Genomic DNA, 25768 nt, shown 5'->3' on the forward strand with positions numbered 1-25768 from the left:
TTTCGTATTATTTCGGCCCTTGCCAATCGATTGGGCAGATTTCGGCGGATTTTCCACCGAAATCCCAGACCCGACCGTAATCGCGGACCTTGGATTTGGTGCCGCGCGCCACGATAATGTCCGGTCCCATCCAGTATTTCGAGTTTGAGACCATCACAGGATGCTCGGGGTCTTTGCCCGCCAACATCTCGATTTCGCCCTGGATTTTCCGACCAATCATGATGCGGCGCTTGGTCCCGTCGCGTTCGATCTGAACCGGAGCACGTTCGGCCCCGATAATTTCGCTGACCAGCATGGTAAACAAGCCGGTCGTGCCCCCGGCCTGACCGCTGAATATCTGGAGCAACCCGTTATAGGCCTTACCGCTGGCCCGTTCGTCGACATAGGCGGCAACTTTCCACTGCCCCTCACCCATGCGACCCGGAATATCGACTAGAAGGCCAACATTGAGGCCCGACAGGTCCTCGCCCTCGAAATGGCCTTCATCGATGACAATTCCCATCCAGGCATGACAATGACCCTCGGTCGGAGGATGCGCGCCCAGCGATACGACACAGGGGCAGAACAGATCGCACGAGCAGTTAAGGATCAGCTCTCCCTTGATCGCCCAATTCGTCGGGCTCATCTCACGCCGCTTGGGGTTGGGCATGCGGCTGTCGATACGTTGGCTGATCGGCAGGCGATCTGCCTCTGGTTTTTTGTTCTTAGCCAATAGCTTATCCTCCATAGATAAAGGGGTACACGAGCAAGGCACAGCCGCCCGCGATAAGAGCAAATCCCAGCGGTCGTGTAATCACGTGACCGATCTGGGGTAGTTTTTCGAGAACCATGAAAAATGTCGCCAGACCCATCCACAGCAGACTCATGACGCCGCCCACAAAGCCGAGCGCCATAAAGCCCCAGCAGCATCCGACGCAGAACGCACCAAGGCCAAGCCCCATGCGAAAACCGCCTGAAAAACCGGTTTTCCAATGGCCGAGAAAATAGGTCATTGGGGCATGGCAGACCCCATGGCACAGCTCTTTGGCGCGGGTGAATTGAAAGGCGCCGACGGCGATCATCAACCCGCCCGCAACAAGCCCGGATTTCGCAATGCCCAGCATGTCGACAACGCCGCCAAACAGCAGAACCAGTTGCACCCCGGTAATGAGCGCGGCAAACCCGACCCAGACCACGAAATAACCCACCAAGACACCAATCCAGCCGGACCGCGTCCCGTTTGCACTGCGGATCAGATCATCATAGCTGCGCAAAGTTGGAATAATGGTCGGCAACATCATCGCAGCCATCATGATGGCCCACATCCAAAACAGCGGGCCGAACTCTGCCATGGGCATATACATGTCCATCCTGGGATCCATGGCGCGCATCGCCTGCCCCATTGCTCCGGGACGACCGATCCAGTCCAGATCCATGGCGCGGTTCATCACGAACATCATCCACCACGCCCACAGGATCAGAGCGTAGAATCCCAACCAAAATCCATTTCGTAGAACCGCGCGATTCACTTGTCCCTCCCGACTCAGTCCTTGCAATTCAAATGTCAGACTTTTAAATGTCAGACAAATGAAATTTTGCCTGCGGTCCTGCTCAAAATGAAAATCGACCCCAAGAAACCCGCTGATCTTTCGGTTCAGATCGCCCAATCAATCCGCGATGCAATCATTTCAGGTCGGTTGATTGTCGATGAACGCCTGCCTTCTGAGGCGGAGCTGTCCGACCAGTTTCAGGTGTCCCGACCAACCGTGCGTGAGGCCCTTAAACGCCTTGCGGCACAGTCCCTGATCCGCACCCAACGTGGCGCGACGGGCGGAGCATTTGTCAACCGGCTGAGCTATCAGGATGCGTATTCCCAACAGATCACCACATCCACGTTGCTGCTGTCCATGAATGCGGTCAGTTTTGAAACGGCTTGCGAGGCTCGGTATTCGCTGGAACGCGCCTGCGCTACTTTGTCAGCCGAACGCAGGACGGCGGATCATCTGGCGACGATGCGTGCCGAGATATTTCGGCAGGCTCAACCCGGGCTGACAGACGAAGCCTTTTGCGCCTCGGATGTGACCTTTCACCGGGCATTGGTCGATGGGGCCGGCAATCCGGTGTTGTCCTATCAACTGGCCGGCGCCGTCGAGGCGATGCAGCCTTTGATGAACATGATCACGTTTACGGCGCGGTCCCGAGAAGAGATCATCGTGTTGCACAACCAGATTGCCGATGCTTTGGATCGGCGGGACGCTGCTGCGGTAGATTCAGCACTGGTGGATCTCGAAGCTTATACCCGTAAGCTTGCCCTGGACGTTGCCAAACAGCGGCGCAAACCAACCGAATGAGGGTACAATGACGTCGATTTTGAATGCTGCAGCGGCGGTTCTGACAATCGGTTTCGGCCTCTTTGGGTTTCTCGCGCCCGCCTGGACCGCGGCCTCGCTGGATCTGGCACCCACGAACAGCACGATGGGTCTAAGCGAAATGCGAGCTTCGGTCGGTGGACTTTTTGTTGTCACCGGAATTGCGGTCATTTGGCTGAACACTCCCATGGCCTATGCGATGTTGGGCGTTGTTTATGCCGGCGCAGCCTTGGGCCGGTTTGTTTCCGTCATTCTGGATCACCCCCCTTTGATCAAAGCGATGACATTTGGGGGAATCGAGCTGATATTGGCGCTGTGGCTGATCCTGGCAAACATTAACCGACCAAGCTAAGACGTTATTATATAATCCGTCTTTTCGTTGAAGTATGGGGTTTGCTTTCCCCTTGTGGCTCACCTATATAAGGGATGTCCTTCGGGACTATGGACATAAACGCGCTCGTAATAAGCGGATCGGACCCGGGGGCGGTACCCGGCGGCTCCACCAACATCCTTCATTTGAGGATCGCGGGGCCGAAATAGGATCGACGAACGTCTAAAGGGGTTAGCTTTGTCTCGGCGGGGTGCCACCGTACCGGCCCAAACAGTACAATTGCAAATGACAATCGTGCTCCGGTTGCAGTTGCTGCGTAAGCAGTAGCAAGACCGAAACTTAAGCCCTTGCGCCTAGCAGCGTAAGGCGGGGTTCGCAGGTACCTGGCAACAGAAACCTGCATTTTCCCTTAAATGTCTGATGTTTAACTCTGCCTGTGTTCACGTTCAGAGTTTGTTCACTCATTCGCGTCATGCTCGGCCCGTGAGGAAAAGGAGAGCTGGGATGTCACACGCAGATATACTCAGAGAATGGTATTCAGAGGTTTGGGAAAACGGAAATACCGATGCGATTGATCGGTATTTCGCGCCGGAAACGACAGCCGAAGGACTGATTCCGGAAATGCAGGTGGGGGCCGATGATTTTCGGGATCTGGTCATGGCGTTTCGCCACATTCTGGGCGATATCCATGTTGAGCTGCCCAAAATCATCGAAAATGGCGATTGGGTATCGGCGATATTGCAGGTCAGTACAACACGCGCCGATAACGGCGCACCACTGCAGGCCTCTGGCAGTATGATTGGCCGCATTAAAGAAGGTCGTATTGTCGAGGCGTATAACCAGTTTGACTTCATTTCCTTATTTGAACAGCTTGGTCAGTTTCCCAAGGACACCCTGCCCGTATGCATGACTGGTCAACGGCTGGACTGGGCCTAGGAAATGAGCTCGCAATCTTGACCCCGACTGGCTTGTCGCGGTAGCAAAGCCTATGGGGTAAGATTGCGAACGCCCCGTGAGGCGACAGCCCAAGTTTCGCATGTATCCGTCGATCACAGGAGACATGCCATGCCTGCGCCTAATGCTATAACATCGAAACAACTGTTACGTCTGATCGGAACGTCCCGGGCGCCTGTTCTAGTGGACATCTGCACTGACACCGATTTTGAACAGGACCCTTATCTGATACCGGGCTCGGTTCGTCATCCGGCGAAGGATCTGGATGGGCTGAAGGGGCTCATCGCTAACCGCCCCTGCATCATCATTTGCCAAAAGGGCAAAAAGCTGAGCCAGGCCGTCGTTTCCTGGCTGAGGAGTGAAGGCGTGGCCGCTGAGTATCTGGAAGGCGGCATGTATGCTTGGCGCGAGACGCCCGATGCACCGCGCATCCCATTTGCAGATATACCAGCGTCTCCTTCACTCTGGGTAACGCGCCATCGGCCTAAGATTGATCGCATTGCTTGCCCCTGGTTGATCCGGCGTTTCATCGACCCCAACGCACGTTTTCTGTTTGTTGCCCCATCCGAAGTGGCAAAGGTATCCGAAGTCTTTAACGCCACCCCGTTCGATGTTGAGGGCGTCCGCTGGAGCCATCGTGGGGATAACTGCACATTTGATGCTTTGGTAAAAGATTTCCAGCTTGCTACGCCCGCAATGAACAGGCTTGCGACAGTTGTCCGGGCCGCGGATACGAACAGGCATGATCTGGCGCCCGAAGCAGCCGGGCTTCTTGCGGTCTCGGTGGGGCTTTCGCGCCTATATAAAGACGACCATCAGGCCATCGAGGCCGGGATGCATCTGTACGATGCCTTGTATCTCTGGGCCCGCGACGGGTTTGTTGAGAAACATGATTGGCCGGCAGTCGAGAAATGAGCACACCAACATATCCTGAACTCATCCGAGTGTTCGGCCGCATTGGATTGCTGTCCTTCGGCGGCCCGGCAGCCCAGATATCATTGATGCATCAGGAACTCGTCGAAAGGCGTCCCTGGCTGGACGAAGAAACCTATCTTCGGGCTCTGTCGCTGTGCATGTTGCTGCCCGGCCCCGAGGCGATGCAGCTTGCAACCTATTCCGGCTGGCGTCTGCGCGGCGTCTCGGGCGGTATGATCGCAGGCAGCCTGTTTGTTCTGCCCGGTGCGATCATTATCTCAGCATTGGTGGCACTATACGCGGCCTATGGCGCGCTTCCTCTGGTGCAGGCCGCGTTTCTCGGCGTCAAAGCTACGGTGATCATCATCGTGCTACAGGCCCTGCGAAACCTGTCCCGCAAAGCGCTGTCGGACGTCTCACATCGTGCGATCTCGGGCCTCGCGTTTCTGGCAATCTTTCTGTTCGACCTCCCCTTCCCCGCGATCATCGCGGCGGCAGCCCTTTGGGGGTATCTGAGCTTCAACGGCGTCGCCGCCCGACCGGTCGACACCCCCACCCCGCGCCTAAGCGAAGTGCTGCGGAACGCGTCGATCTGGTTGGTTCTGTGGCTTGGCCCGTTGTGGCTGTTAAGTCTTTCTGGTCAGAAACTTCTCAGCGATCTTGGCTGGTTCTTTGCCCGCCTCGCAGTTGTGACATTTGGCGGGGCCTACGCTGTTCTAGCCTACATGACGCAGACCGTTGTGGATCAGTATAACTGGATATCCACAGATCAGATGATCGACGCGCTTGGTCTGGCGGAAACGACACCGGGGCCTTTGATTTTGGTAACACAATTTGTCGCTATGCTGACCGGTCAGATCTCGGGCGGATCGATGCTGGCCATCGCCGCAGGTATCGTTGCACTTTGGGCAACATTCGTTCCCTGCTTTCTGTGGATATTCCTCACAGCCCCCTATCTTGACCACATCGCTGCGCGGCCCCGGTTATCGGCGGCCCTGCAAGGTATTACCTCTGCTGTGGTTGGGGTGATTCTCAACCTATCCGTGTGGTTTGCCCTGAATGTGCTGTTTTCAGAACTGCCAAATAAAACCTTTGGACCAATCAGCCTGCCCTGGCCTGAATTGACCTCATTGGATGTGAAAGCTGCTGTGCTGACTGTCTTCGCCGGAGCGTTGATTTTTAAACTTAAATTCGGCATGGCGCTTACGCTAATGGTTATGCTAGCTGCTGGCACCGGCCTGTTTTTTCTCTGAACAGTCAGCGTGTAACCGGCCTTTCGTTTCCAAAGGAATCCCTTATGCTGAGGGAAGCCACTTTTGAGGATGACACATGTCGCAAGACATCGACTATGGGAACCTGATGCACACCGCCATGCGCGGGTTGATCAAGACGGTTCTGACCAGCGTTTCAGAAAATGGCCTGCCGGGTGCGCACCACTTTTTCATTACCTTTGATACCAGGTGTGACGGCGTGGAAATTGCCGACTGGCTGCATGATCGTTATCCGGAAGAGATGACTGTCGTGATGCAGCATTGGTTCGAAAATCTTGAGGTCGGCGAAAGCGGATTTGCCATCACGCTCAACTTTGGCGACGCGCCGGAACCTTTGTACATCCCCTATGCCTCGATCAAAACATTTGTCGACCCCTCTGTGGAATTTGGCCTGCGTTTTGAAAGCCCGGATGAAGAGGATGACTTTGATCCGATGGACGATGAGATGATCGAGGTCGAAGAAGAACCGCAACAGCATGACGCTGATGTCGTGTCGCTGGACAGCTTCAGAAAATAGTATATGCGCTGGAAAGCCTCGCGGTTCGCGGGGCTTACTCTTTCGTCAGGAACGTCTCTACGGAACGTGATTTGGTACCGTTGCGGAAACGGGAAAATGACAGGTTCAGACCGCCTTCTGCCAGCGTTCTGTCATATTGCTGCAGCTCATAGCCGCCATTTTCTGCAATGAACAACGAAAACACGGTCAGAGTTTGACCCTCAATCCGGCCCCAGACGAACGGTTCCCCCTGCATCGGGTCAAGCGGAACTTCATGGCCGAATACATTGCGCTTCATGGCCGCGGAAAAGATGTCCGATCTGTCCGAGGTCTGAAAATCAATCGAGAATGCCTGTTCCTTGACGCGGCCATTCAGTTTGTAAGTTGTCGTCTTCCAACTAACATTGAACCCGTTCTTCAATTCCTGGATTGACACACTCATATCACGAGGTGTTTCGGTCCCGTTTGCATCGACAACATTGGCAGACCCAACGTAGCTGCCAACAAAGGGCTCAATATCTGCCGCATGAAGCGGATTTACCACCAAGGAGGCCCACAGAACGGTGGCAAAGGAATATATAATGAATTTCAGGCATGTGGTCGGGTGATTCAGACGCATTGCGGCCTCCGGCGTGCTCTGACTCTATAGTAGCTCACCCACCGGCGCGTACAATGGTGGTGATGGCGATTGCGACGAGAAAAATGACGCAGCTCTGCGCCTATACCTTTGTCAGGCATAAGTTTATGGTGCGCGCAACTGGCCGATTGCACCGCGACGCTGCTGACTGTAATTGGCATGCAATGGTATACATGACGGAGTGACCGATGTCTCAAACCCGCACCGAATCCGACAGCTTTGGCCCGTTGGAAGTTCCCGCAGACAAATATTGGGGTGCACAGACCCAGCGTTCGATTATGAACTTCCCGATCGGATGGGAAAAACAGCCTGTGGCCATCGTGCGGGCATTGGGTGTGATCAAAAAAGCCTGCGCCATGCAGAACAAGTCGACAGGGAAACTGGACGCGCGGATTGCGGATGCGGTGATTCAGGCCGCGGGTGAGGTTTTTGAAGGTAAGTTCGACGACAACTTTCCGCTGGTCGTCTGGCAAACAGGATCCGGCACCCAGTCGAACATGAACTCGAACGAGGTTATTGCGAACCGGGCTATCGAAATCCTGGGTGGTACAATCGGCACAAAAGACCCGGTTCATCCGAACGATCATTGCAACATGGGCCAGTCCTCGAACGACACGTTCCCGACGGCCATGCATATCGCCACAGGTATGAGCGTTCGGGACGTTCTGCTGCCGGGTCTGGAAAAGCTGGCCTCGGGGCTGGAGCAGAAGGCCGAAGAATTCAAAGACATCATCAAGATCGGCCGGACCCATACGCAGGATGCCACGCCGCTGACACTGGGTCAGGAATTTGGCGGCTACGCCCATCAAATTCGTCAAGGTATCGCACGGGTCAACGCCGCGATGCCGGGAATTTACGAGCTTGCCCAGGGCGGAACTGCTGTTGGTACTGGCCTGAACACTCAATCCGGGTGGAGCGAAGCGGTCGCTGCGAACATGGCAGATATCACCGGCCTGCCCTTTGTTACCGCTCCGAATAAGTTCGAGGCGCTGGCCGCCCATGATGCGATGGTTTTCCTATCGGGTGCTTTGGCGACCATTGCTGGCAGCTGCTATAAAATTGCAAATGATATCAGACTTTTGGGATCTGGACCGCGTTCCGGTCTGGGCGAATTGATCCTGCCTGAGAATGAGCCCGGATCGTCCATCATGCCAGGCAAGGTAAACCCAACACAAGCCGAAGCACTGACTCAGGTCGCAGCACATGTCATGGGCAACGATGCCGCCATAAAATTCGCCGGCAGCCAGGGGCATTTCGAACTGAACGTCTATAACCCTATGATGTCCTACAATCTTTTGCAGTCGATCCAGTTGCTTGGTGATGCCACAGACAGCTTTACCGAGCGGATGTTGCTAGGCATTCAGGCCAACGAACCACGCATCGAAAAGCTGATGAAGGAATCGCTGATGCTGGTCACCGCGCTGGCACCAACCATTGGGTACGACAACGCAACGACTGTTGCCAAGACCGCGCATAAAAACGGCACCACCCTCAAGGAAGAGGCCATCGCGCTTGGCTTTGTCGACGCCGAAACCTTTGATGCGGTTGTGCGCCCCGAACAAATGATTGGGCCCAAGGACTGATGGCAAAGCCGGTCAATCTGAACCGGTACAGAAAAGACAAGGCGCGGGCCGAGAAAAAGGCCCGCGCCGACCAGAACGCCGTGTCATTTGGGCGCAACAAAGCCGAGAAAGACGCAAGTAAAAAACATCTGGAAAAGTCGCGGCGCGACTTGGATGGGCACGAGATCGACAAATGAGTGGACGTCCCATCAAACGCTCATTGACGCTTAAAGGTCATCGAACCTCGGTATCTCTTGAGGACGAGTTTTGGAAATCCTTTCGTGCCATTGCAGCTGATAAAGATATGGCAATCAATGCCTTAGCTGCGGAAATTGATTTTAACCGTGACCCTGAGGTTGGATTGGCTTCGGCAATACGCGTTTATATTCTGAACTGGTATCGCGGCTGACTTTCCGTTCTTGATTTGGCCTCTGGAAAATGCCTATGCTCATACCAGAACAAAAAGGGAACTTAGTGATGAGCGAAACAGTTACCGGCCCAGACGGTCAACCGCGTTGTGCATGGTGTCAGTCTGCGCCAGAGTTTTTCGACTATCACGACAATGAATGGGGCTATCCGGTCAGCGACGATCAGCGTTTGTTTGAGAAGCTGTGCCTTGAAAGCTTTCAGTCCGGCCTCAGCTGGCGCACCATTCTTTCCAAACGCGAGAACTTTCGAAAAGCATTTAAACATTTTGATTACAACGCAATAGCGAAGTTTGATGAGGCCGATGTCACCCGTCTTTTGCTGGATGCAGGCATTGTCAGGCATCGCGGAAAGATCGAAGCAGTCATCAACAACGCCCGGCGCGCCCAGGAGCTGGTGGCAGCTGAGGGGTCGATTGCAGCTTATGTCTGGCGCTATGAGGCCAGTTCACCGCCAGCGCCACAAACAGCCTCAACTTCGGCTGAATCTATTGCCATGTCCAAAGACCTTAAAAAGCGGGGATGGAAGTTTGTGGGCCCGACCACGGTTTTTGCATTCATGCAGGCCATGGGTCTTGTAAACGATCATGCGACCGAGTGCTCTATGCGGGCAAAAGCGGCGCAGATGCGCCGCGATTTCACTAAACCGGAATAGCGCAGCTTAGGCAGAGGCGCGAGAAATCTTATCGATATTGCTGCCTAGGGCCGTGTTGAATTCGGCATCTGACTGCTTTTTCGACAGTCCTTCGGTCAGCGCACGAGAGAAAGACGCAATCATCTTGCTATTCTGCGCCAGCAGATCACAGGCTTGTTCGGTCGAATATCCGCCGGACAGGGCTACGACCCGCAAAACTCTGGGGTGGTCAGCCAGATCGTCATACAGATTAGCCTGGCTGGGGATGGTAAGCTTAAGCATGACATCCTGACCATCATCCAACTGATCTAGGTTCTGCAAGATTTCCGATTTTAGAATTGCTTCGGCTTCGGCTTTGGTGGTCGAGTTGATGTTCACCTCGGGCTCGACAATCGGAACCAACCCGGCGGCAACGACTTCACGCGCCACATCGAACTGCTGCGCGACAACGTTTGCGATGCCTTTGGCGTTGGCCTCATGGATCACGGAACGTTCCTTAGTGCCGAAAACGCCTTCGGCTTTAGCCAAAGTATCGGCCAGACCGGGGATCGGTTTCATGACCTGAACGCCATCGGCCTCATCCTCGAGGCCCTTGTCGATCTTCAGAAACGGAACAATGCCTTTTACGTTCCAAAGAAAATCTGCGACTTTACGGCCATCAATCTCTTCACTGAGCGTGCGTTCGAACAGGATCGCGCCGATGACTTTGTCGTTTGTGAAGCCATCCGCCAGAATGATACGCGCGCGCATCTTCTGGATTTCGCCGAACATCTCTGCGTCCGAGCCGTATTCTGACGCGTCTACCCCATAAAGCGCCAGCGCCTTGGGGGTCGAGCCGCCACTTTGGTCCAGTGCAGCAATAAAACCGGCACCGTTGGACATCTGCTCGCGCTGTTGTGTTTTGGACATATGACTTTCCCGTTCGAAATGATTCCGCGTTTTTCAACCGCATACAGCATGGAGCATGCCGATGGTAGTTTGTTAGCGCTCAACCAGGCGCAACCAAATTCCATCTTTGGATCTGACGGTCAGATGAGCCACCGGAACCGGCTCTGGCGTGTCCGAGATTTCGAACCTGAACTTCCGCAGTAGTGACGACAGCAATAACGGACCTTCGACCATTGCAAATCCGGCACCGATGCAAATGCGCGACCCGGCAGAGAATGGGATGAAAGCCTCTCTGGGACAGCTTTCCTCATTGCCCTTGGCCCAGCGAGACGGGTCGAACCCGTCGGGGTCTGCCCACAGACGTTCGTGCCGATGCAGGTGCCACGGGCTGATGACTATCTGCGAGCCCGGTTTAATCGCTCGGCCCCTGAAGTTTTCGCGGCATGTGGCCTCTCGCACCATCATCGGGACCGGAGGGTACAGGCGCAGCGTTTCGCGAAACACGTCGCGGCTGAGCTTCAACAGCGATACGGAGGTAAAATCGGATAGGTCCAGCCCTTGCGCCTCGGCCGCCAGCTTGTCCTGCCAATCCGGGTGGGTCGCCAAAAGGTACAATGCCCAAGCCAACGCAGAAGCGCTGGTCTCGTGGCCTGCCAGAAAGAAGATCGCCACCTGATCAACCATCTCCTGCGTGTCAAAACACTTGCCGGTCTTGGGATCAGCCGTTGTCATGATCTTTGTTGCCAGATCATGCGGCGCCTGCCCGGCCTCAATCATCCTCGCGCGTTGAGCGGTCATTTCGGTGATCAGCATCCTGATTTCACGCGCGGTCTTGCGAGTTTTTCTGGAATGAAGCCGGGGCATCCATTTGGGCAGCGGCAGAAACGCCGCCAAATTCAACAGCGGCTGCTCTCTTTGATAGGTTCGGAATTTCTCAAAAACCTGAGACGCAACGCGGTCTTCAATCGGTACAGAAAAAAGCGTTCGAAAGATCACATCCGCGGCGACGTGACTGGTAACCTCTTCGCACTCGATGACAGAACCGGCCTGCCCGCGCAAACGTGCGACGCAGGCCTCAGCTGCCTGAACCATGGCCGGATAGGTATCTTTCAGGCGCCCGCCCTCAAACGCCGGGTCGATAACCCGGCGCTGGCGTTTCCAGTTTTCACCATTGGTCAGAAAGACCGAATTCCCCAGCAACGGCCGCAGACCCTCGCCAATACGGTCTGATTTCGGAAAATCATCGGGGCGTTTTTTCAGAACGGTTTCAACAAGCTCTGGTTGGTTCGTCAAATATGATCGAAAGAACGGCGTCTTAAACTCGGCCATCCATGCGCGGTACAATCGCTGCGGCTGTGCCGAGAGGATGTCCTTGCGAAACAACCTGAAATAGCGCCACAGCGAAACCCTGTCTGGCCTCGATGTGGGCTTTGGCGGGGTCATGGCTGCACCGATACATACTTGGATACAGATCGCTCAATCCGGGATCCCGAAGGTTTGCGATCGGCGAACCGATGCCCAAGCGACAGAGGCCCGGCAGTCACGCGGAAATAATCGTACCTGTCCGGGTGATCAAAGGCGCAGAGATATTGGAAATGCAGTCTGAAAAACCGCCACCTCAGGGCGCGCCACCGTTCTGCTGACAGCGTTTGCGTAAACGCGGCAGATAACACCAAAGGCCAGCGCTGATCGGCATCCGCGACCCCGCTTACAGCGACAGGATCACACAGAGCGAATGCGCAGCCGTCCCCGGGTGCAGAAATGTCGACCCAAGCCAAGTCTTCGCATTTCGAAAGAAACCTCAGGTCCGCGCGCAGATCATATGCGTTGGGCAGGAACGAGACCATGGGAACCACCTGCCCCAATGTCAGAAAGGACAGCTCTGGCCCGTCTGTGCCCACCCGTCCGGATCGGATCAGATCGGCCAGAACCGTGACACCCAGATGAGCGCCGGAACTGTGGCCGACGATCAGAACCTCATCCGTCTCATCGGTAAGAGCTGCGGCAATCGCATTTGTGAACTCCGATAGGCGTCCGGCCAATTCAGGTGGCGTTTTACCGCCTGAAGCCGCTGAATAGGCGTAATCGTGCATCAGGTAATAGACGAACAGCTTGTTGTCGATTTTCCGGAACCACAGCATCAGCACATAGGCAACACCAATAGACAGAACCAACGCCACCAAAGACAGGACCGGCGCAAGCAGAACTGTCAACCCGATGACCACAGCCATTGCGACCAAAAGCTGTGCGATCAGCATCACGATCGGATAAAGAGCGGCTATCACCGGTCCTTTGCGCAATCGCATCAGGCGCCATAACACTCCGGTCGAGATATAGATCCATGCCGTACGCAGCATCTGCAGATAGGTGGCCGCAATCGAGTTCGACATGCTGGAGCGTACGATGTCGGACCAGACCAGCACCTCGACGTCTGTGTGAACTTCAGCCCCGTCCTGAACCGAATGGACGTGCCATCCATACAAGCCCTCTCCGGTTTTGGGCGAGACCGAGATTTCATACCCTGAAATAGCCGCCTGTCTTGCGCTTTCACTGCGGTAAAGCTCGCGATAGCGCCGTGGGGGGATCGGGTCATATCCGGGAATATAGAATACCCTACGCCGTTTCACTCGAGGCTGATTTGTCTGACTGCTCATGGTCTTACCTTCTGCGACGCAGGTTAGCGCAGCATTACAGCCAAAGTAAGTCAGATAAGAGGGTTACCCAAAGTTTGCCAGCGCCGGGAAGGCTTCCAACAGCCACCAGCTGAACTCAGTGAACAGGCCGGTGATCAGCATGATACCAACAAACAGCAACAGGCCACCCATGATCCTCTCGATCAGTGCCATATGGGGCTTTATTCGGTTCATCACCGACATGGATCGGTTCAGGAACATCGCGGCGAGCAGGAAAGGTATGCCAAGACCCGCTGCATAGACGCCCAGCAACAATGTCCCACGTGCGACGGATGCCTCGGAGGCAGCCAGCGACAGGATCGCACCCAATTGCGGGCCGATACAGGGCGTCCAGCCAAAGGCGAAGGCCAGACCCAGAATATAGGCCCCAAAGACAGACCCGCCGCTGTCTCCGGCTTCGATCCGGGCCTCGCGGTCAAGGAATGGGATGCGGAAGACGTTCAGAAAATGCAGGCCAAAAACGATGACCACCGCGCCTGAGATCTTGGCGAACAGCACCTGGTTTTGCAGCACGAACGCCCCAAACGCCGAAGCCGTGAAGCCAAGCAACAGAAACACCGTGGACAGCCCCATGACAAAGAACAGCGCCGAAAGTGTCGCCTTTCTGCGTGCACGGGCCTCATCCTGCATCTCGTTGATCGTGACGCCACTCATATAGGCGAGATAGGGCGGCACAATCGGCAGCACGCAGGGCGATAAAAAGCTGATCAACCCACCGAGCAATGCGATGAACATGGCGGGCAACAGCCCTGCGTCAATGATATCAATTCCGAACATGTTTCAGCACATATGTCATGAAGTCGTCCGCGTCACGGGGCCATTCGGTCACATCCTCGTGGTTGCACGCTGGACACCGTCTGAAAGTGGAAATATCTCAGGTACATGTCAAACCAAACCGAGACACTGGACGCGTTGGGGCTGCTGTGCCCTCTGCCCGTCCTGAAGGCCCGTAAACGGCTCAAGTCAATGCCCGCGGGAGCGGTCTTGAAAGTGCTGGCGGATGATCCCGCTGCAGTCATTGATGTTCCACATTTCTGCATGGAAAGTGGACATCGCTTGCTGTCACAGGAAGAATCTGACGGGCACCAGGTCTACACCATCCAGAAGTCCGTTTGAGGCTTGTCAAAGAAAAAGGCGGGCTCTGAGGCCCGCCTTTTCAAGTTATTGGCCCAACGACCACCAACCGCGCCGTTTTGGCTTGGCAGGCTCCGATGGCGTTTCCGGTTCATCCGCAACCACTTCCAGCACAGGCTCTGTGATTTCTACTGCTGGTTCCTCAGTGGCTTCAACCGCAACAACCTCTTGAACAGGCTCTTCCGCTTCCGGCGTTTCTTCTGTCGGCACGGCAGTTTCCGAAACCGTTTCCTGTTTCGGTGCTGCTTCGGCTTCAACGGTTTCGATTTCTGCCGGAGCTTCCGTTTCAGCTTCGACCTTGGCCTCTGGTTCAGCTTCGACGACCTGTTCGGTTATCGTCTCGGCATCTTCGGCGTCCTTCTTCTTGCGACGCGGAGCCCGGCGGCGTTTAGGCTTGGCAGGCGCTTCTTCCTGCGTCTCTTCCACCGCTACTACGGCATCTGTTGCAGGTTCTTCCACAGCTTCCTCGGACGCTTCAACTGTATCTTCATCAGCCTCTTGCCCGTTAGAATCCTGCCCCTCGGCACCACCATTGCCCTTCTTGCGACGACGCCGACGGCGCTTGCGCTTGGGTTTGGTTTCATCTTCAGTCGGCGGCGTTTCTTCCTCGACGGTCTCTTCTTCAGAGGCGTCGACCATTTCCATCAGCGTGGCATCAACCGATACAACCGGCGCACTGGCTTCGGGAACAATCCGGCTGGCGGTCTTGAACTTCTCCATCGAGAAATCGGGGCTTACCAGATGCACATCCCCTTCGATGCGAACCGACAGACCATAGCGCGCTTCAATCTGTGCGATATGCTCGCGCTTTTGGTTCATCAGGAAGTTGGAGATGCTGACCGGGCAGCGCACCAGCACCTCGCGTGAGCGACGGCGCGTGCCTTCTTCCTCGATCTGGCGCAGAATGCTTAGCGCCATGTTGTCATCCGAACGGATCAGGCCGGTGCCATGGCATGCCGGACAAGGCTGTGTCGTTGCCTCCAACATACCGGGACGCAGGCGCTGTCGGCTCATTTCCATCAGACCAAAACCAGATATGCGACCAACCTGGATGCGCGCACGGTCTGTTTTCAGTTTTTCTTTCAGGCGTTTTTCGACAGCGGCGTTGTTCTTCCGCTCGTCCATATCGATAAAATCGATGACGATCAGACCGGCCAAATCACGCAGGCGCAACTGGCGAGCCACCTCTTCGGCGGCCTCAAGGTTGGTCTTCAGGGCCGTTTCCTCGATCGAGCCTTCTTTGGTTGCCCGACCCGAGTTCACGTCGACCGCCACAAGCGCTTCGGTCACGCCGATCACGATATAGCCACCCGATCTCAGCTGTACCGTCGGGTTGAACATCCCCGCCAGATAGCTTTCCACCTGATAGCGCGCGAACAATGGCAGCGCGTCTTCGTACCGCTGCACATTCTTGGCGTGCGACGGCATGATCATTTTCATGAAGTCCTTGGCGATGCGATATCCGCCTTCGCCTTCGACCAGAACCTCGTCGATGTCGCGATTATAGAGATCGCGGATCGACCGTTTGATCAGGTCGCCTTCTTCATAGATCTTCGCAGGCGCGATGGATTTCAACGTCAGCTCGCGGATCTGTTCCCACATACGTTGCAGATATTCGTAATCGCGCTTGATTTCGGATTTGGTGCGTTTCGCCCCGGCGGTCCGAATGATAAGACCCGCCCCTGTCGGGACGTCAATCTCAGCCGCAATTTCCTTAAGCTTTTTGCGATCAGGCGCGTTGGTAATCTTACGGCTGATGCCGCCGCCCCGCGCGGTGTTCGGCATCAAAACACAATATCGGCCAGCAAGTGACAAATAAGTGGTCAGAGCTGCACCTTTGTTGCCACGCTCTTCCTTGACGACCTGCACAAGCAGAACCTGGCGTACTTTGACGACTTCTTGAATCTTGTACCGGCGCGCGCGCGGTTTGCGCGGCGGACGGATGTCTTCGCTGTCATCTTCGTCGGCAACCGACTCAATGGTCTCGTCTTTTGCGGTGGCGTCCGTACGGGTGTTTTCTTCTTCGTCGTCGCCAGCCTCGTCAGGGGCGTCCTCGGCGTTGGCTTCAGCGCTTGCCGCGTCATCCGCGTCCGTCTCAGTCGCGGTGCTTTCCTGCGCCTCGGCTTCTTTGTCCGTGCCGTCCTGATCAGCGCTAGCATCTGATTGGTCGACTTCTTCCGCAGGCGCGTCTTCAGTTTCTGCGGTTGCTTCTTCCGCCTTCGGTTCGTCCGTCGGCTCTTCTACCGGAGTTTCTGCCACATGATCGGCCGGAGATGTTCCTTCTTCTACAGAAGGATCATTGGCCTCATCGCTCTCATCCAGGTCAATCGTTTCCATGCCTGTGGGTTCGGACGAGACCTCGACCGATTCCACTGCATCATCCGATTTGATATCGGCGGCCTTGGCCCGCGAGCGCGAACGGCGTCTTTTGGGCTTGGTTTCCTCAGCCTCATCACGCGCACGCATTGCCTCGGCATAGGCGCGCTCTTCTTCCATCAGAGCTTCGCGATCAGCGACGGGAATCTGATAATAGTCGGGATGAATTTCGGAGAACGCCAGGAATCCGTGGCGATTTCCGCCATAGTCAACAAAAGCTGCCTGCAGCGAGGGTTCGACCCGTGTAACTTTTGCTAGATATATGTTGCCAGCAAGCTGACGTTTGTTTTCGGATTCAAAATCAAATTCCTCGACCTTGTTTCCGTCAACCACCACGACGCGGGTTTCTTCCGCGTGGGTGGCATCGATAAGCATTTTCTTAGCCATGTTTCCTTGGTGCACCGCGCCAAACGCGTTGTCCTAACCCGTCCAGGAGGACAGGTGCTTTTGGGGTGGTGTCTTGTCAGGGCGATTTCAGACGGCGCGCTGCAGGGTCTGGCACTGTGGCCCCCTGCCCGTACACTCAGTCGTTGCGCGCGCGTCATCGCGGTTCTTCTCCGACAGGCGCGAACGACCGCTGCCTGCCCATTTATTCCTTTCGCCCGCTTTTCTGCGGGCTCAGGCGTTCAATCACCCCGTTAAGGGGCACAATCGGTCTGCTTTGCCAGTGTGGGACCTGGTCTCCACCAGTGGCGTTGCAGCGAATCTCAAAGATCGGGACTTTTCGGCGTCAAATCCGCCCGGCCCGTCTGGTTACAATAAAAGCAGTCCTGTGGAAAAGACAATGGGCAAACTGCATTGAAGACCCCGACCACCGGTCGGGATCTCGTTATCCAGCTAAAAACATTACTTGGTATCACCCAAAGGGCGACAAAGGCATCGCCTCAAGCCCGTCACAGGTAATCGGAACGTTGCAGGCCATATTTGGCCATCTTCTCATTCAATGTCCGACGCGGCAGGCATAGTTCATCCATAACCGAGGCAATCGACCCCTTATGCCGCCGCATGGTATTATCGATCAGCATCCGCTCGAATGCCTCGACATATTCCTTGAGCGGCTTGCCTTCGGTCGTCATCACGGGCTGCATTTCTTCGTGATCAGACATCAACAGGGACGCGATCGTCCCCGATCCGCGACGAGATTGCAGCACGGCACGTTCCGCGATGTTTATCAGCTGCCGTACGTTTCCGGGCCACGGCGCTTGCAAAAGCTGAGCCGCCTCTTGCGCACTGACCTGAGGTGCATCGCAGCCGTATTCTTCGGCGAATTGCTCGCTCAGCCGTGTGAACAGGGTCAGAATGTCTTCACCGCGCTGACGCAGCGGCGGCATTGTGATCCGCAACGCCGCAAGCCTATAGAACAGATCAGGGCGCAGAACGTCCTCGCTGGTTTTCCCAGCTTCCTGCAGGTTGGAAATGGCGACGATGCGGGTTTCAGCAGGCGTGCCCTGATCGTTCATGACACTCAGCAGTTTCGCCTGAAGCGTATCGCTGAGCGCCTCGACATCCTCCAGAACAAGGGTTCCACCCCGGGCTTCCTCAATCGCGGGCAACTGGCTGTCTTCTGGCATCATCGGGCCGAACAGACGCTTTCCCAAGGCCTCTTCTTCGAGGGCAGCACACGAAACCAGAACAAATTTTTTGCCTGCGCGACTGCCAACAGCGTGCAACGCATGTGCAACCAGGGTTTTCCCGGTGCCGGTTTCTCCGTCGATCAGAACATGACCGTCAGCCTGCCCCAGATCCAGAATATCCTCGCGCAGGCGCTCCATCACGGGGCTGGCACCGATGAGCTTGTTCATGATCTGAGTGCCACCGGACAGCTCGCGGCGCAGGGCCCGATTGTCCAGCGTCAACCGGCGGGCATTGCTGGCACGTTTGGCCAGTTCGGACATCCGATCCGGGTTAAACGGCTTTTCGAGGAAATCAAACGCACCCACGCGCATGGCCTCAACCGCCATTGGCACGTCACCGTGGCCGGTAATCATGATGACCGGCAAGGTGCTGTCCGCGCCCATCAGCTTTTTCAACAGCTGGATACCGTCCATACCAGGCATCTTGATGTCCGATATGACGATACCCGGATAATCCGGACCCAGAACTTTCAGTGCATCCTCGGCACTGGAAAAGGTTTCAGTGTCATATCCCGACAGTGCCAGCCATTGGCTGATCGACTGGCGCATGTCCTGTTCGTCATCAACAATGGCGATTTTCATGGCCTGTGCCATATTCATTCCTCGTTATTCAGCGGCCTCAAGGCCATCGCTTCCAAGTATCGGCAGTTGCATCTCAAACACCGCGCCACCGTGCTGGCTGTTGCGCGCGGTCAGCCGTCCCCCATGGTCGTTCACGATACCGGATGAGATGGCAAGCCCCAGACCGACTCCATCGCCGGGTTGTTTGGTCGTGTAGAACGGCTCAAACAGGTTTTCGATGTCTTCAATCCCATAGCCATTATCGCGTACAGTCAGCACCGCCTGGTCACCCGCGGCCAGTATGATTTCAACATCCGGTTCCGATACAGACTTGGTGGCGTCCAAGGCATTACGCAAGAGGTTCACCATCACCTGTTCGATCCGCATGCGGTCGCCCATGACTAGTACGGTTTCTTCCGGCAGTATCTGCGTAATCTTGACGTGCCTTTGACGCAGTTGCGGCTCCATCATGGAGAGGGACGAAGCGAGCGCTTCGCCAAGGTTAACTGGTGAAAACGCATCCGCACCCTTGCGGGCGTAGGACTTGAGCTGGCGTGTTATTGCGCCCATTCGTTCAATCAGACCGTCGATGCGGCCAAAGCTGGCCAGCGCCTCTTCGGGGCGGTTCCGTCGCAGCAGCAAACGCGCGCCGGCAAGATAGGTCTTCATTGCAGCCAAAGGTTGATTCAGCTCGTGGCTGACGGCCGCAGACATCTCGCCCAGGGCCGCGAGTTTCGAGCTTTGGGCCAGCGTCTGCTCGGCTACTTCCAGCGTCTTTTCAACCCGTTCCCTCTCAGCGATTTCCCGCTGTAGCCTTGCGTTCAATGCGCGAAGCTCTGCCGACTCGCGCTGGAACAAGGCCATTCTGAACGTGGCCCTACGGCTGAGCGCATAGAAGGCAAGCGCCAACAGAATCGCAAAACCCATGATTTCCAATGCAAGAACGCTGTTTACCTTCTCACGGATCGAGGCGTAGGTGGTGAACGAGGTCATGGTCCAGCCGCGGAATGGAATGCGTGTCTCCATGCGGATCACCGCCTCGCCCTGCAAATAGGCGTCGGGGGGCAGAGCCGTCCAATCGGTCGTGGCCCTGATAGCGCGCTGGATGGCACTTTGCGGCGGCTGCCGCAGCATGGCAGCCCCCTCCTCTACTCCGCGCCATTGCGGTTCAGTCGACAGAATAATGGTGCCCGTACTGTCAGCGACCAGAACAGCATCGGAGATCCCTGCCCAGGCGCGTTCGAATTTCTGCAGATCAACCTCGACAACGATGACACCAAGGATGTCCGACGAGGCCTCCATCCGGCGCGAATAGATAAAGCTGTAACCACCGGATTCCTTTTCAATCACGGTGAAGATGGTCGAGTTTGACCGAATGGAATCTACAAAATACGGCGCGTTTCTGTGCGTCTCGCCCAACCGGTTGCGATCAGTTGCGGCAACAGATCGGCCATCCCGGTCTAAAAGCATCAAGGACGCGGCGCCTATCTCTTCGACAAAAGAAATAAGTCGCTGCGTGGACAGTGTAAAATCGCTGGATTGCAACGCCGAGATCAGCGTCGGATCCCGCGCCAGCAGCTGCGGCACAATCGCATTTCTGCGCAGCTCGCTCAGCAGGTTCCCGGAATACAGAGCAAGGCGCAGCTCGGCCCGGTTTCGCGTGGATTCAATAAACCGATCCGTCAGCAGACTGTTGGTTATCCATATCGTCGCAACCGTTGCCAGCAAAAGCACCAGAACAGCCGCGCGTAAAGGCCAGCCAAGAGGCGCAGCGCGGAGCGGTTTGAACAGTGCAGACCAGATAGAGCGTGTGTCGGAACTCATTCCCGAAAGTTACGCGGGCTAAGATGCAAGCTCAAGTCACGCAGGTGCGACGATGCCCGACAATGCGCGAAACAATGCCGTTCCATCCGTGCCACCATGCCCTTCGTCTGCCGCTCGTTCGGGATGCGGCATCATACCAAGAACACGGCGGTTTTCAGACAGAATGCCCGCAATGTCGCCAACCGAGCCGTTCGGATTCTCGGTATAGGTGAATGCGATCCGGTCGTGATCCCTGAGCGTGGACAATGTAGCCTCATCCGCGAAATAGTTTCCATCATGATGCGCAATCGGAATGCCGATCACATCGCCAGCGTTATAGCCTTGGGTAAAGGCGCTGTCGCTGGTTGCGACCTTCAGGCCTACGGTACGACAGATATATTTCAGGTTCGCATTGCGCAGCAGAGCGCCAGGCAGAATTCCGGTCTCGGTCAGGATCTGAAACCCGTTACAGATACCAACGGCGTATCCGCCCCGCTCGGTGTGGTCGACCACGGCCTTGCAGATCGGGGATTGTGCGGCAATCGCTCCGCAGCGCAGGTAGTCTCCATAAGAAAACCCGCCGGGGACACCGACAATGTCCACGCCCTTGGGCAGAGCGGCATCTTTATGCCAGACCATGTCTACCTGGAACCCGGCCTGTTCAAAGGCAACGGCAAGATCCCGATCACAGTTGGAACCGGGGAAAACGATGACAGCTGCGCGCATGGCTAGCCCTCCTGCAAGCGGTTCAGACCAGTTCGATCTCGTAGCGTTCGATGACCGTGTTAGCCAACAGTTTTTCGCACATCTCGGTGACGTCCGATTCCGTCGCACCCTCGGCGAGTTCAAGATCAATCACCTTGCCCTGACGGACGCCTTCGACCTGTTCAAAACCCATGGCACCCAATGCGTGGCGCACCGCTTCACCCTGCGGGTCAAGTACCCCGGTTTTCAGCATCACATGCACACGTGCTTTCATTTACTGCAACTCCAGCTGAGGGCCGGTATTTGAGGCCCGTTCCGTTGTGCGCGGGGATAGCGCGACTGTCGGCGTTCGACAACCCTTGTCAGCACCTACCCGGACCCCTTTAGCGCGGGATAATGCGTATCTATTGCGTTGAAGGTCCCTGTCAGAACCATTTCAACCGCTACGGCAACCAAAATGATGGCCATAACACGGGTGATCACATTGATCATTGTCGGCCCAAAGAACCTGGAAATAGGGTCAGCGAATAACAATCCCAGCCCGACAATAGCGCAGGCAATCAAAACGGCCGCCCCCAATGTTACTACCTCGGCGCCGTCGGGCAAACTATGCGCGAACACAATGGTTGTCGCGATAGTGCCGGGCCCAATCGTCAACGGGATAGCCAGGGGAACAACCGCAATGTTCTTCTTCTGCGCGCCATCTTTAACGGCTTTCTGATCGCATTCTGACCGGTCAGACGCGTTCAGCATCGACATGCCAACCCCAAGAATGATCAACCCACCAGCGATGCGAAAAGACGGAATGTCGATACCGAAAAGCGCCAGAATTTCTTCGCCGATCAGTACCGAAATCAGTGATACAATCACAACCGTGGCTGTCACAACCATTGCAACGCGTTTACGTTCTGGCGGGCTGTACCCCTCGGTCATGCTGAGGAAGATCGGGATGCCGTATAGCGGGTTGAAAATCGCCAGCAGCGCAGCGAGGAACTTTAAAAATACTGCCTGATCAAATAGCTCGGCCATTTTTGTTCACCCGATTACGCTTGTTCAACAAACAATGCCGGACAAGCTGCGGCCCTGTCAAATACCCGATCTCAAATAAAAACGCCGCCCAATATCGGCGGCGTTTTTGCGTTGTTCTTCGGCGTTCGATCAGTTGATCAAGGTCGGTTTGGACACATTGCTTTTCGGCAGAACGCCTAGGCGACGCGCAACTTCCGAGTAGGCGTCGGTCAGGCTGCCCAAGTCGCGGCGGAACACGTCCTTGTCCAGCTTCTGGCCGGTTTCGATATCCCAAAGACGGCAGCTGTCTGGGCTGATTTCATCCGCTATGATCAGGCGCTGGAAGTCACCTTCATAGACGCGACCGATTTCAATTTTGAAATCGACCAGACGAATGCCAACCGCCAGCATCACACCGCTCATGAAGTCATTCACCCGCAATGCGAGGCTAAGAATGTCTTCCATGTCCTGCTGGCTGGCCCATCCAAAGGCGGCGATATGTTCTTCGGTGACAAGAGGATCACCCAACGCGTCGTCCTTGTAGCAGTATTCTACTATCGGGCGCGGCAGCTGTGTCCCCTCGGCAATGCCAAGGCGTTTGGACATCGTGCCAGCCGCGAAATTGCGCACAATAACTTCAAGCGGTACGATTTCGCAGTTGCGGACCAACTGTTCGCGCATGTTCAGGCGACGGATGAAATGGGTCGGTACACCGATTTGATTCAGTCCGTTCATGAAGTATTCGCTCAGGCGGTTGTTCAGCACACCTTTCCCGTCGATCACGTCCTTCTTTTCAGCGTTGAAGGCGGTGGCGTCATCCTTGAAATACTGCACGATTGTACCCGGTTCAGGGCCTTCATACAAAATCTTGGCCTTACCTTCGTAAATTTTCTTGCGACGCGCCATGAGCGACCTTTCCAGACTGTCGCGAGGGAAAAAGTTCCTTCGCCTTGGCGCTCTCTTAGTCCAACCCCCACCTTCCCGCAAGTTCCGAGGACCGAGAGGCTTTGACGCAGCGCAAATACCTTGCACCCGGATCGTCGTATCGTCATATCATTAAGGAAAGAACTACCAACCCAAGGGGTCCAACTGATGACTACGTTTGACGAGCGCGAAAATGCATTCGAAGCAAAATTCGCCCATGATGAAGAAATGCAGTTCAAAGCACAGGCGCGTTGCAACAAACTGCTTGGCCTTTGGGCGGCCGAAAAACTGGGCAAAACCGGTAATGAAGCCGATGAATACGCAAAATCCGTTGTGATTTCAGACCTGGAAGAAACCGGGCACGAGGATGTCGTGCGCAAAGTTTCCGGCGATCTCGGGGATCTGTCTTCGGATGACGATATCCGCGCAAAAATGGCCGAGTTTCTGGTCGAGGCCAAAGCACAGGTTCTCAACGAAACCAGCTAAGGTCTCCCCGCAATATTCATGATCTTCATGAGATTTATGAATTTGATTTGACGCCCCGGTCATGAGACACGGGGCGTCTCGCATTTTTAGCGCGGCTCGCCAGTTTCGGAATATTCTTATGACAAATGCGCTCAGCAAACTTCTGGACTCCAACACGACTCTTTTGGCGGATGGAGCAACAGGTACAAACCTATTCAACATGGGCCTGCAGTCGGGCGACGCGCCCGAGCTTTGGAACGTCGATGCACCGGATAAAATCCGCGCGCTGTATCAGGGTTCGGTGGACGCAGGCAGCGACCTTTTCCTGACCAACACATTCGGCGGGACATCTGCGCGTCTCAAACTGCACGAGGCTCAGAACCGGGTCGCTGAACTGAACCGCGCAGGCGCAGAACTTGGCCGTGAGGTTGCTGACAAAGCCAACCGTCCGGTTATCGTCGCGGGATCGGTCGGACCAACCGGCGAGATCATGCAGCCTGTTGGCGCCCTGTCCCATGCCGATGCCGTGGAAATGTTCCACGAACAGGCGCAGGCATTGAAGGACGGTGGTGTCGATGTTCTTTGGGTCGAAACCATCAGCGCCCCAGAAGAGTTCAGGGCCGCGGCAGAAGCCTTTGCGCTGGTCGATATGCCTTGGTGTGGCACGATGAGCTTTGACACGGCTGGCCGCACCATGATGGGTGTCACATCCGCCGACTTTGCTCAGTTGGTTGAAACGCTCCCTAACCCGCCGGTTGCCTTTGGCGCAAATTGCGGGACTGGCGCGTCTGATATTCTGCGCACTGTCCTTGGATTTGTCGCACAAGGTACGGAACGGCCGCTGATATCAAAAGGCAATGCCGGTATTCCGAAATATGTGGATGGACATATTCATTATGACGGCACGCCGGAACTGATGGGCCATTATGCGACCATGGCGCGAGAGGCTGGCGCAAGCATTATCGGCGGATGTTGCGGCACAATGCCCGAGCATCTGCGGCACATGAGAGCTGCGCTTGACGGTGCCCCGTCCGGTATACGCCCAACCCTTGATCAGATCACGGACGCGCTGGGCCCGTTCTCATCCGCAACTGACGGGACTGGCGAGTCCGCCCTTCCGGAACGGCGCGTGCGTAAACGCCGCCGCGCCTGACAACCTCAACGCCCTTCGAATTTCGGGGGGCGTTTTTGCATGAAGGCAACGACGCCTTCGGAAAAGTCTCGGCTGCGGCCACATTCACCTTGCAGATGCGCCTCTGCCTCGAGCTGTTGCGGCAGAGTGTTTTCATAGGTGCCGCGAATAGCCTTTTTGATGGCGCCAAACCCTGAGGTTGGACCTTTGGCCAGATACATGGCCCGCTTGCGCCAATGCGCTTCGAACTCAGCGTCGGGAACGGCTTCCCAGATCAGGCCCCAGTCGTCGGCCTGTCGAGCACTGATCTTATCGGCAAAAAGAGCAGCGCCCATGGCTTTGGCGAACCCCATCTGGCGCGGCATAAACCAGGTGCCTCCAGCGTCGGGCAACAGGCCGATACGGGCAAAAGCCTGCAGGAAATAAGCACTCTCCGTCGCGATCACGATATCCGCGCATAGCGCCAGATTGGCCCCTGCCCCCGCAGCAGCGCCATTTACTGCGGCGATTGTTGGAACCGGGCAATTATAGATTGCTTCAAGCATGGGCTCGTATTCGTCGCGCAGCGTGCGCTCAAGATCAATCTTCCCGGTGCTTGAGGCATCACCTAAATCCTGACCCGAGCAAAAAGCGTTTCCCTTACCGGTCAAAACAATCGCGCGGGCATGGGTGGCAGCGTGTTTCATCGCGTGCGTGACTTCGGCCCGCAACTGAGCGGTCATTGCGTTCAACTTCTCTGGGCGGTTCAGAGTTACCACTGCCAGATCATCCGCAATGTCCAACAGGATCGCTTCGTATTCCATCCACCCCTCCAAGGTTCGCTGCGCCTGCGACCCTGCCTCAATTTCCAATGAAGGAAAAGGTGAACCGAA

28 protein-coding genes and 1 other RNA gene are annotated in these 25768 nt (G+C 55.8%); 14 read left to right on the forward strand and 15 right to left on the reverse strand.

The window, feature by feature from the left end; translation table 11 throughout:
- Nucleotides 1–7 precede the first annotated feature (7 nt).
- Complete coding sequence (locus tag AC2FHW_RS00965; RefSeq protein ID WP_142633927.1) at nucleotides 8–712, reverse strand: DUF1326 domain-containing protein; 705 nt, start codon at nucleotides 710–712, stop codon at nucleotides 8–10.
- 4 nt (nucleotides 713–716) lie between these two features.
- Nucleotides 717–1439 carry a DUF2182 domain-containing protein gene (locus AC2FHW_RS00970; RefSeq protein ID WP_142635127.1) on the reverse strand — a complete coding sequence of 241 codons (723 nt, stop codon included), beginning with the start codon at nucleotides 1437–1439 and terminating at the stop codon, nucleotides 717–719.
- A gap of 156 nt (nucleotides 1440–1595) precedes the next feature.
- Between AC2FHW_RS00970 and AC2FHW_RS00975 the strand changes: the two genes are divergently transcribed.
- The 7 genes from AC2FHW_RS00975 to AC2FHW_RS01005 all read left to right on the forward strand — a co-directional run bounded on the left by AC2FHW_RS00975 (nucleotide 1596) and on the right by AC2FHW_RS01005 (nucleotide 6336).
- Entirely contained in the window at nucleotides 1596–2330 is a 735-nt protein-coding gene (locus AC2FHW_RS00975; protein WP_142633929.1) for a FadR/GntR family transcriptional regulator, read from the forward strand.
- A gap of 7 nt (nucleotides 2331–2337) precedes the next feature.
- A complete protein-coding gene (locus tag AC2FHW_RS00980; protein ID WP_142633931.1) occupies nucleotides 2338–2700 on the forward strand; it encodes a DUF4345 family protein in 363 nt (120 codons plus the stop codon).
- A 37-nt stretch (nucleotides 2701–2737) separates the two neighbouring features.
- Nucleotides 2738–3083: a transfer-messenger RNA gene (gene ssrA / locus AC2FHW_RS00985) on the forward strand.
- A gap of 100 nt (nucleotides 3084–3183) precedes the next feature.
- Nucleotides 3184–3615, forward strand: coding sequence for an ester cyclase (locus AC2FHW_RS00990; RefSeq protein WP_142633933.1), 432 nt, complete (start codon nucleotides 3184–3186; stop codon nucleotides 3613–3615).
- A 129-nt stretch (nucleotides 3616–3744) separates the two neighbouring features.
- Nucleotides 3745–4548 carry a chromate resistance protein ChrB domain-containing protein gene (locus tag AC2FHW_RS00995; RefSeq protein ID WP_281972135.1) on the forward strand — a complete coding sequence of 268 codons (804 nt, stop codon included), beginning with the start codon at nucleotides 3745–3747 and terminating at the stop codon, nucleotides 4546–4548.
- Nucleotides 4545–5801, forward strand: coding sequence for a chromate efflux transporter (gene chrA / locus AC2FHW_RS01000; protein ID WP_281994651.1), 1257 nt, complete (start codon nucleotides 4545–4547; stop codon nucleotides 5799–5801). The genes AC2FHW_RS00995 and chrA overlap by 4 nt, the downstream gene beginning before the upstream one ends.
- A 76-nt stretch (nucleotides 5802–5877) precedes the next feature.
- Nucleotides 5878–6336, forward strand: coding sequence for an SspB family protein (locus AC2FHW_RS01005; RefSeq protein ID WP_496821317.1), 459 nt, complete (start codon nucleotides 5878–5880; stop codon nucleotides 6334–6336).
- Nucleotides 6337–6370: 34 nt separating this feature from the next.
- Here AC2FHW_RS01005 and AC2FHW_RS01010 read toward each other — a convergent pair whose 3' ends face one another.
- Nucleotides 6371–6934 carry a hypothetical protein gene (locus AC2FHW_RS01010; RefSeq protein ID WP_271947005.1) on the reverse strand — a complete coding sequence of 188 codons (564 nt, stop codon included), beginning with the start codon at nucleotides 6932–6934 and terminating at the stop codon, nucleotides 6371–6373.
- A 206-nt stretch (nucleotides 6935–7140) separates the two neighbouring features.
- Here AC2FHW_RS01010 and fumC point away from each other — a divergent pair, with 206 nt between their 5' ends.
- From fumC to AC2FHW_RS01030, 4 genes are all read left to right on the forward strand, one after another.
- Nucleotides 7141–8535 (forward strand): class II fumarate hydratase, encoded by a 1395-nt coding sequence (gene fumC / locus AC2FHW_RS01015; protein ID WP_142633942.1) that lies wholly within the window; start codon nucleotides 7141–7143, stop codon nucleotides 8533–8535.
- Nucleotides 8535–8711, forward strand: a complete 177-nt coding sequence (locus tag AC2FHW_RS01020) for a DUF4169 family protein (protein ID WP_142633944.1) — start codon at nucleotides 8535–8537, stop codon at nucleotides 8709–8711. The genes fumC and AC2FHW_RS01020 overlap by 1 nt, the downstream gene beginning before the upstream one ends.
- Nucleotides 8708–8923, forward strand: a complete 216-nt coding sequence (locus AC2FHW_RS01025) for a ribbon-helix-helix domain-containing protein (RefSeq protein WP_142633946.1) — start codon at nucleotides 8708–8710, stop codon at nucleotides 8921–8923. Before AC2FHW_RS01020 ends, AC2FHW_RS01025 begins: the two co-directional genes overlap by 4 nt.
- Nucleotides 8924–8991: 68 nt before the next feature.
- On the forward strand, nucleotides 8992–9594 hold the full coding sequence (locus tag AC2FHW_RS01030; protein WP_281972140.1) for a DNA-3-methyladenine glycosylase I: 603 nt from the start codon (nucleotides 8992–8994) through the stop codon (nucleotides 9592–9594).
- Nucleotides 9595–9600: 6 nt separating this feature from the next.
- Here the strand turns inward: AC2FHW_RS01030 and AC2FHW_RS01035 are convergent, their stop codons facing one another.
- The 4 genes from AC2FHW_RS01035 to AC2FHW_RS01050 all read right to left on the reverse strand — a co-directional run bounded on the left by AC2FHW_RS01035 (nucleotide 9601) and on the right by AC2FHW_RS01050 (nucleotide 13931).
- Nucleotides 9601–10482, reverse strand: a complete 882-nt coding sequence (locus AC2FHW_RS01035) for a fructose bisphosphate aldolase (protein ID WP_496700969.1) — start codon at nucleotides 10480–10482, stop codon at nucleotides 9601–9603.
- A 72-nt stretch (nucleotides 10483–10554) separates the two neighbouring features.
- Nucleotides 10555–11904, reverse strand: a complete 1350-nt coding sequence (locus tag AC2FHW_RS01040) for a cytochrome P450 (RefSeq protein ID WP_496821318.1) — start codon at nucleotides 11902–11904, stop codon at nucleotides 10555–10557.
- Nucleotides 11901–13115 carry a hypothetical protein gene (locus AC2FHW_RS01045; protein WP_496821319.1) on the reverse strand — a complete coding sequence of 405 codons (1215 nt, stop codon included), beginning with the start codon at nucleotides 13113–13115 and terminating at the stop codon, nucleotides 11901–11903. Before AC2FHW_RS01045 ends, AC2FHW_RS01040 begins: the two co-directional genes overlap by 4 nt.
- Nucleotides 13116–13178: 63 nt before the next feature.
- Nucleotides 13179–13931, reverse strand: a complete 753-nt coding sequence (locus tag AC2FHW_RS01050) for a cytochrome c biogenesis CcdA family protein (RefSeq protein ID WP_271946989.1) — start codon at nucleotides 13929–13931, stop codon at nucleotides 13179–13181.
- A gap of 105 nt (nucleotides 13932–14036) precedes the next feature.
- Between AC2FHW_RS01050 and AC2FHW_RS01055 the strand changes: the two genes are divergently transcribed.
- Nucleotides 14037–14270, forward strand: coding sequence for a sulfurtransferase TusA family protein (locus AC2FHW_RS01055; RefSeq protein WP_271946987.1), 234 nt, complete (start codon nucleotides 14037–14039; stop codon nucleotides 14268–14270).
- A gap of 45 nt (nucleotides 14271–14315) precedes the next feature.
- Here AC2FHW_RS01055 and AC2FHW_RS01060 read toward each other — a convergent pair whose 3' ends face one another.
- The 7 genes from AC2FHW_RS01060 to purC form a co-directional block, all read right to left on the reverse strand.
- Nucleotides 14316–17051, reverse strand: coding sequence for an Rne/Rng family ribonuclease (locus AC2FHW_RS01060; RefSeq protein ID WP_496821320.1), 2736 nt, complete (start codon nucleotides 17049–17051; stop codon nucleotides 14316–14318).
- A gap of 506 nt (nucleotides 17052–17557) precedes the next feature.
- Nucleotides 17558–18892: a sigma-54-dependent transcriptional regulator gene (locus AC2FHW_RS01065; RefSeq protein ID WP_142633961.1), complete on the reverse strand. Its 1335-nt coding sequence runs from the start codon at nucleotides 18890–18892 to the stop codon at nucleotides 17558–17560.
- 12 nt (nucleotides 18893–18904) lie between these two features.
- Entirely contained in the window at nucleotides 18905–20683 is a 1779-nt protein-coding gene (locus AC2FHW_RS01070) for a sensor histidine kinase (protein ID WP_271946981.1), read from the reverse strand.
- 36 nt (nucleotides 20684–20719) lie between these two features.
- Nucleotides 20720–21388: a phosphoribosylformylglycinamidine synthase subunit PurQ gene (gene purQ / locus AC2FHW_RS01075; protein ID WP_271946978.1), complete on the reverse strand. Its 669-nt coding sequence runs from the start codon at nucleotides 21386–21388 to the stop codon at nucleotides 20720–20722.
- A gap of 22 nt (nucleotides 21389–21410) precedes the next feature.
- Entirely contained in the window at nucleotides 21411–21641 is a 231-nt protein-coding gene (gene purS / locus AC2FHW_RS01080; RefSeq protein WP_271946975.1) for a phosphoribosylformylglycinamidine synthase subunit PurS, read from the reverse strand.
- Between the two features lie 95 nt (nucleotides 21642–21736).
- Nucleotides 21737–22396 carry a MarC family protein gene (locus tag AC2FHW_RS01085; protein WP_496821321.1) on the reverse strand — a complete coding sequence of 220 codons (660 nt, stop codon included), beginning with the start codon at nucleotides 22394–22396 and terminating at the stop codon, nucleotides 21737–21739.
- 129 nt (nucleotides 22397–22525) lie between these two features.
- Nucleotides 22526–23281 (reverse strand): phosphoribosylaminoimidazolesuccinocarboxamide synthase, encoded by a 756-nt coding sequence (gene purC, locus AC2FHW_RS01090; protein ID WP_271946969.1) that lies wholly within the window; start codon nucleotides 23279–23281, stop codon nucleotides 22526–22528.
- A 186-nt stretch (nucleotides 23282–23467) separates the two neighbouring features.
- On the opposite strand from purC, the gene AC2FHW_RS01095 reads away from it, so the two are divergent.
- Both AC2FHW_RS01095 and bmt read left to right on the forward strand, forming a co-directional pair.
- Complete coding sequence (locus AC2FHW_RS01095; protein ID WP_271946966.1) at nucleotides 23468–23785, forward strand: DUF1476 domain-containing protein; 318 nt, start codon at nucleotides 23468–23470, stop codon at nucleotides 23783–23785.
- Between the two features lie 118 nt (nucleotides 23786–23903).
- On the forward strand, nucleotides 23904–24917 hold the full coding sequence (gene bmt, locus AC2FHW_RS01100) for a betaine--homocysteine S-methyltransferase (RefSeq protein ID WP_271946964.1): 1014 nt from the start codon (nucleotides 23904–23906) through the stop codon (nucleotides 24915–24917).
- A gap of 5 nt (nucleotides 24918–24922) precedes the next feature.
- On the opposite strand, the gene AC2FHW_RS01105 is transcribed toward bmt, so the two are convergent.
- On the reverse strand, nucleotides 24923–25699 hold the full coding sequence (locus tag AC2FHW_RS01105; protein ID WP_142633977.1) for an enoyl-CoA hydratase-related protein: 777 nt from the start codon (nucleotides 25697–25699) through the stop codon (nucleotides 24923–24925).
- Between the last annotated feature and the right edge of the window lie 69 nt (nucleotides 25700–25768).

Source organism: Ruegeria sp. YTSA108 (genome assembly GCF_059610185.1).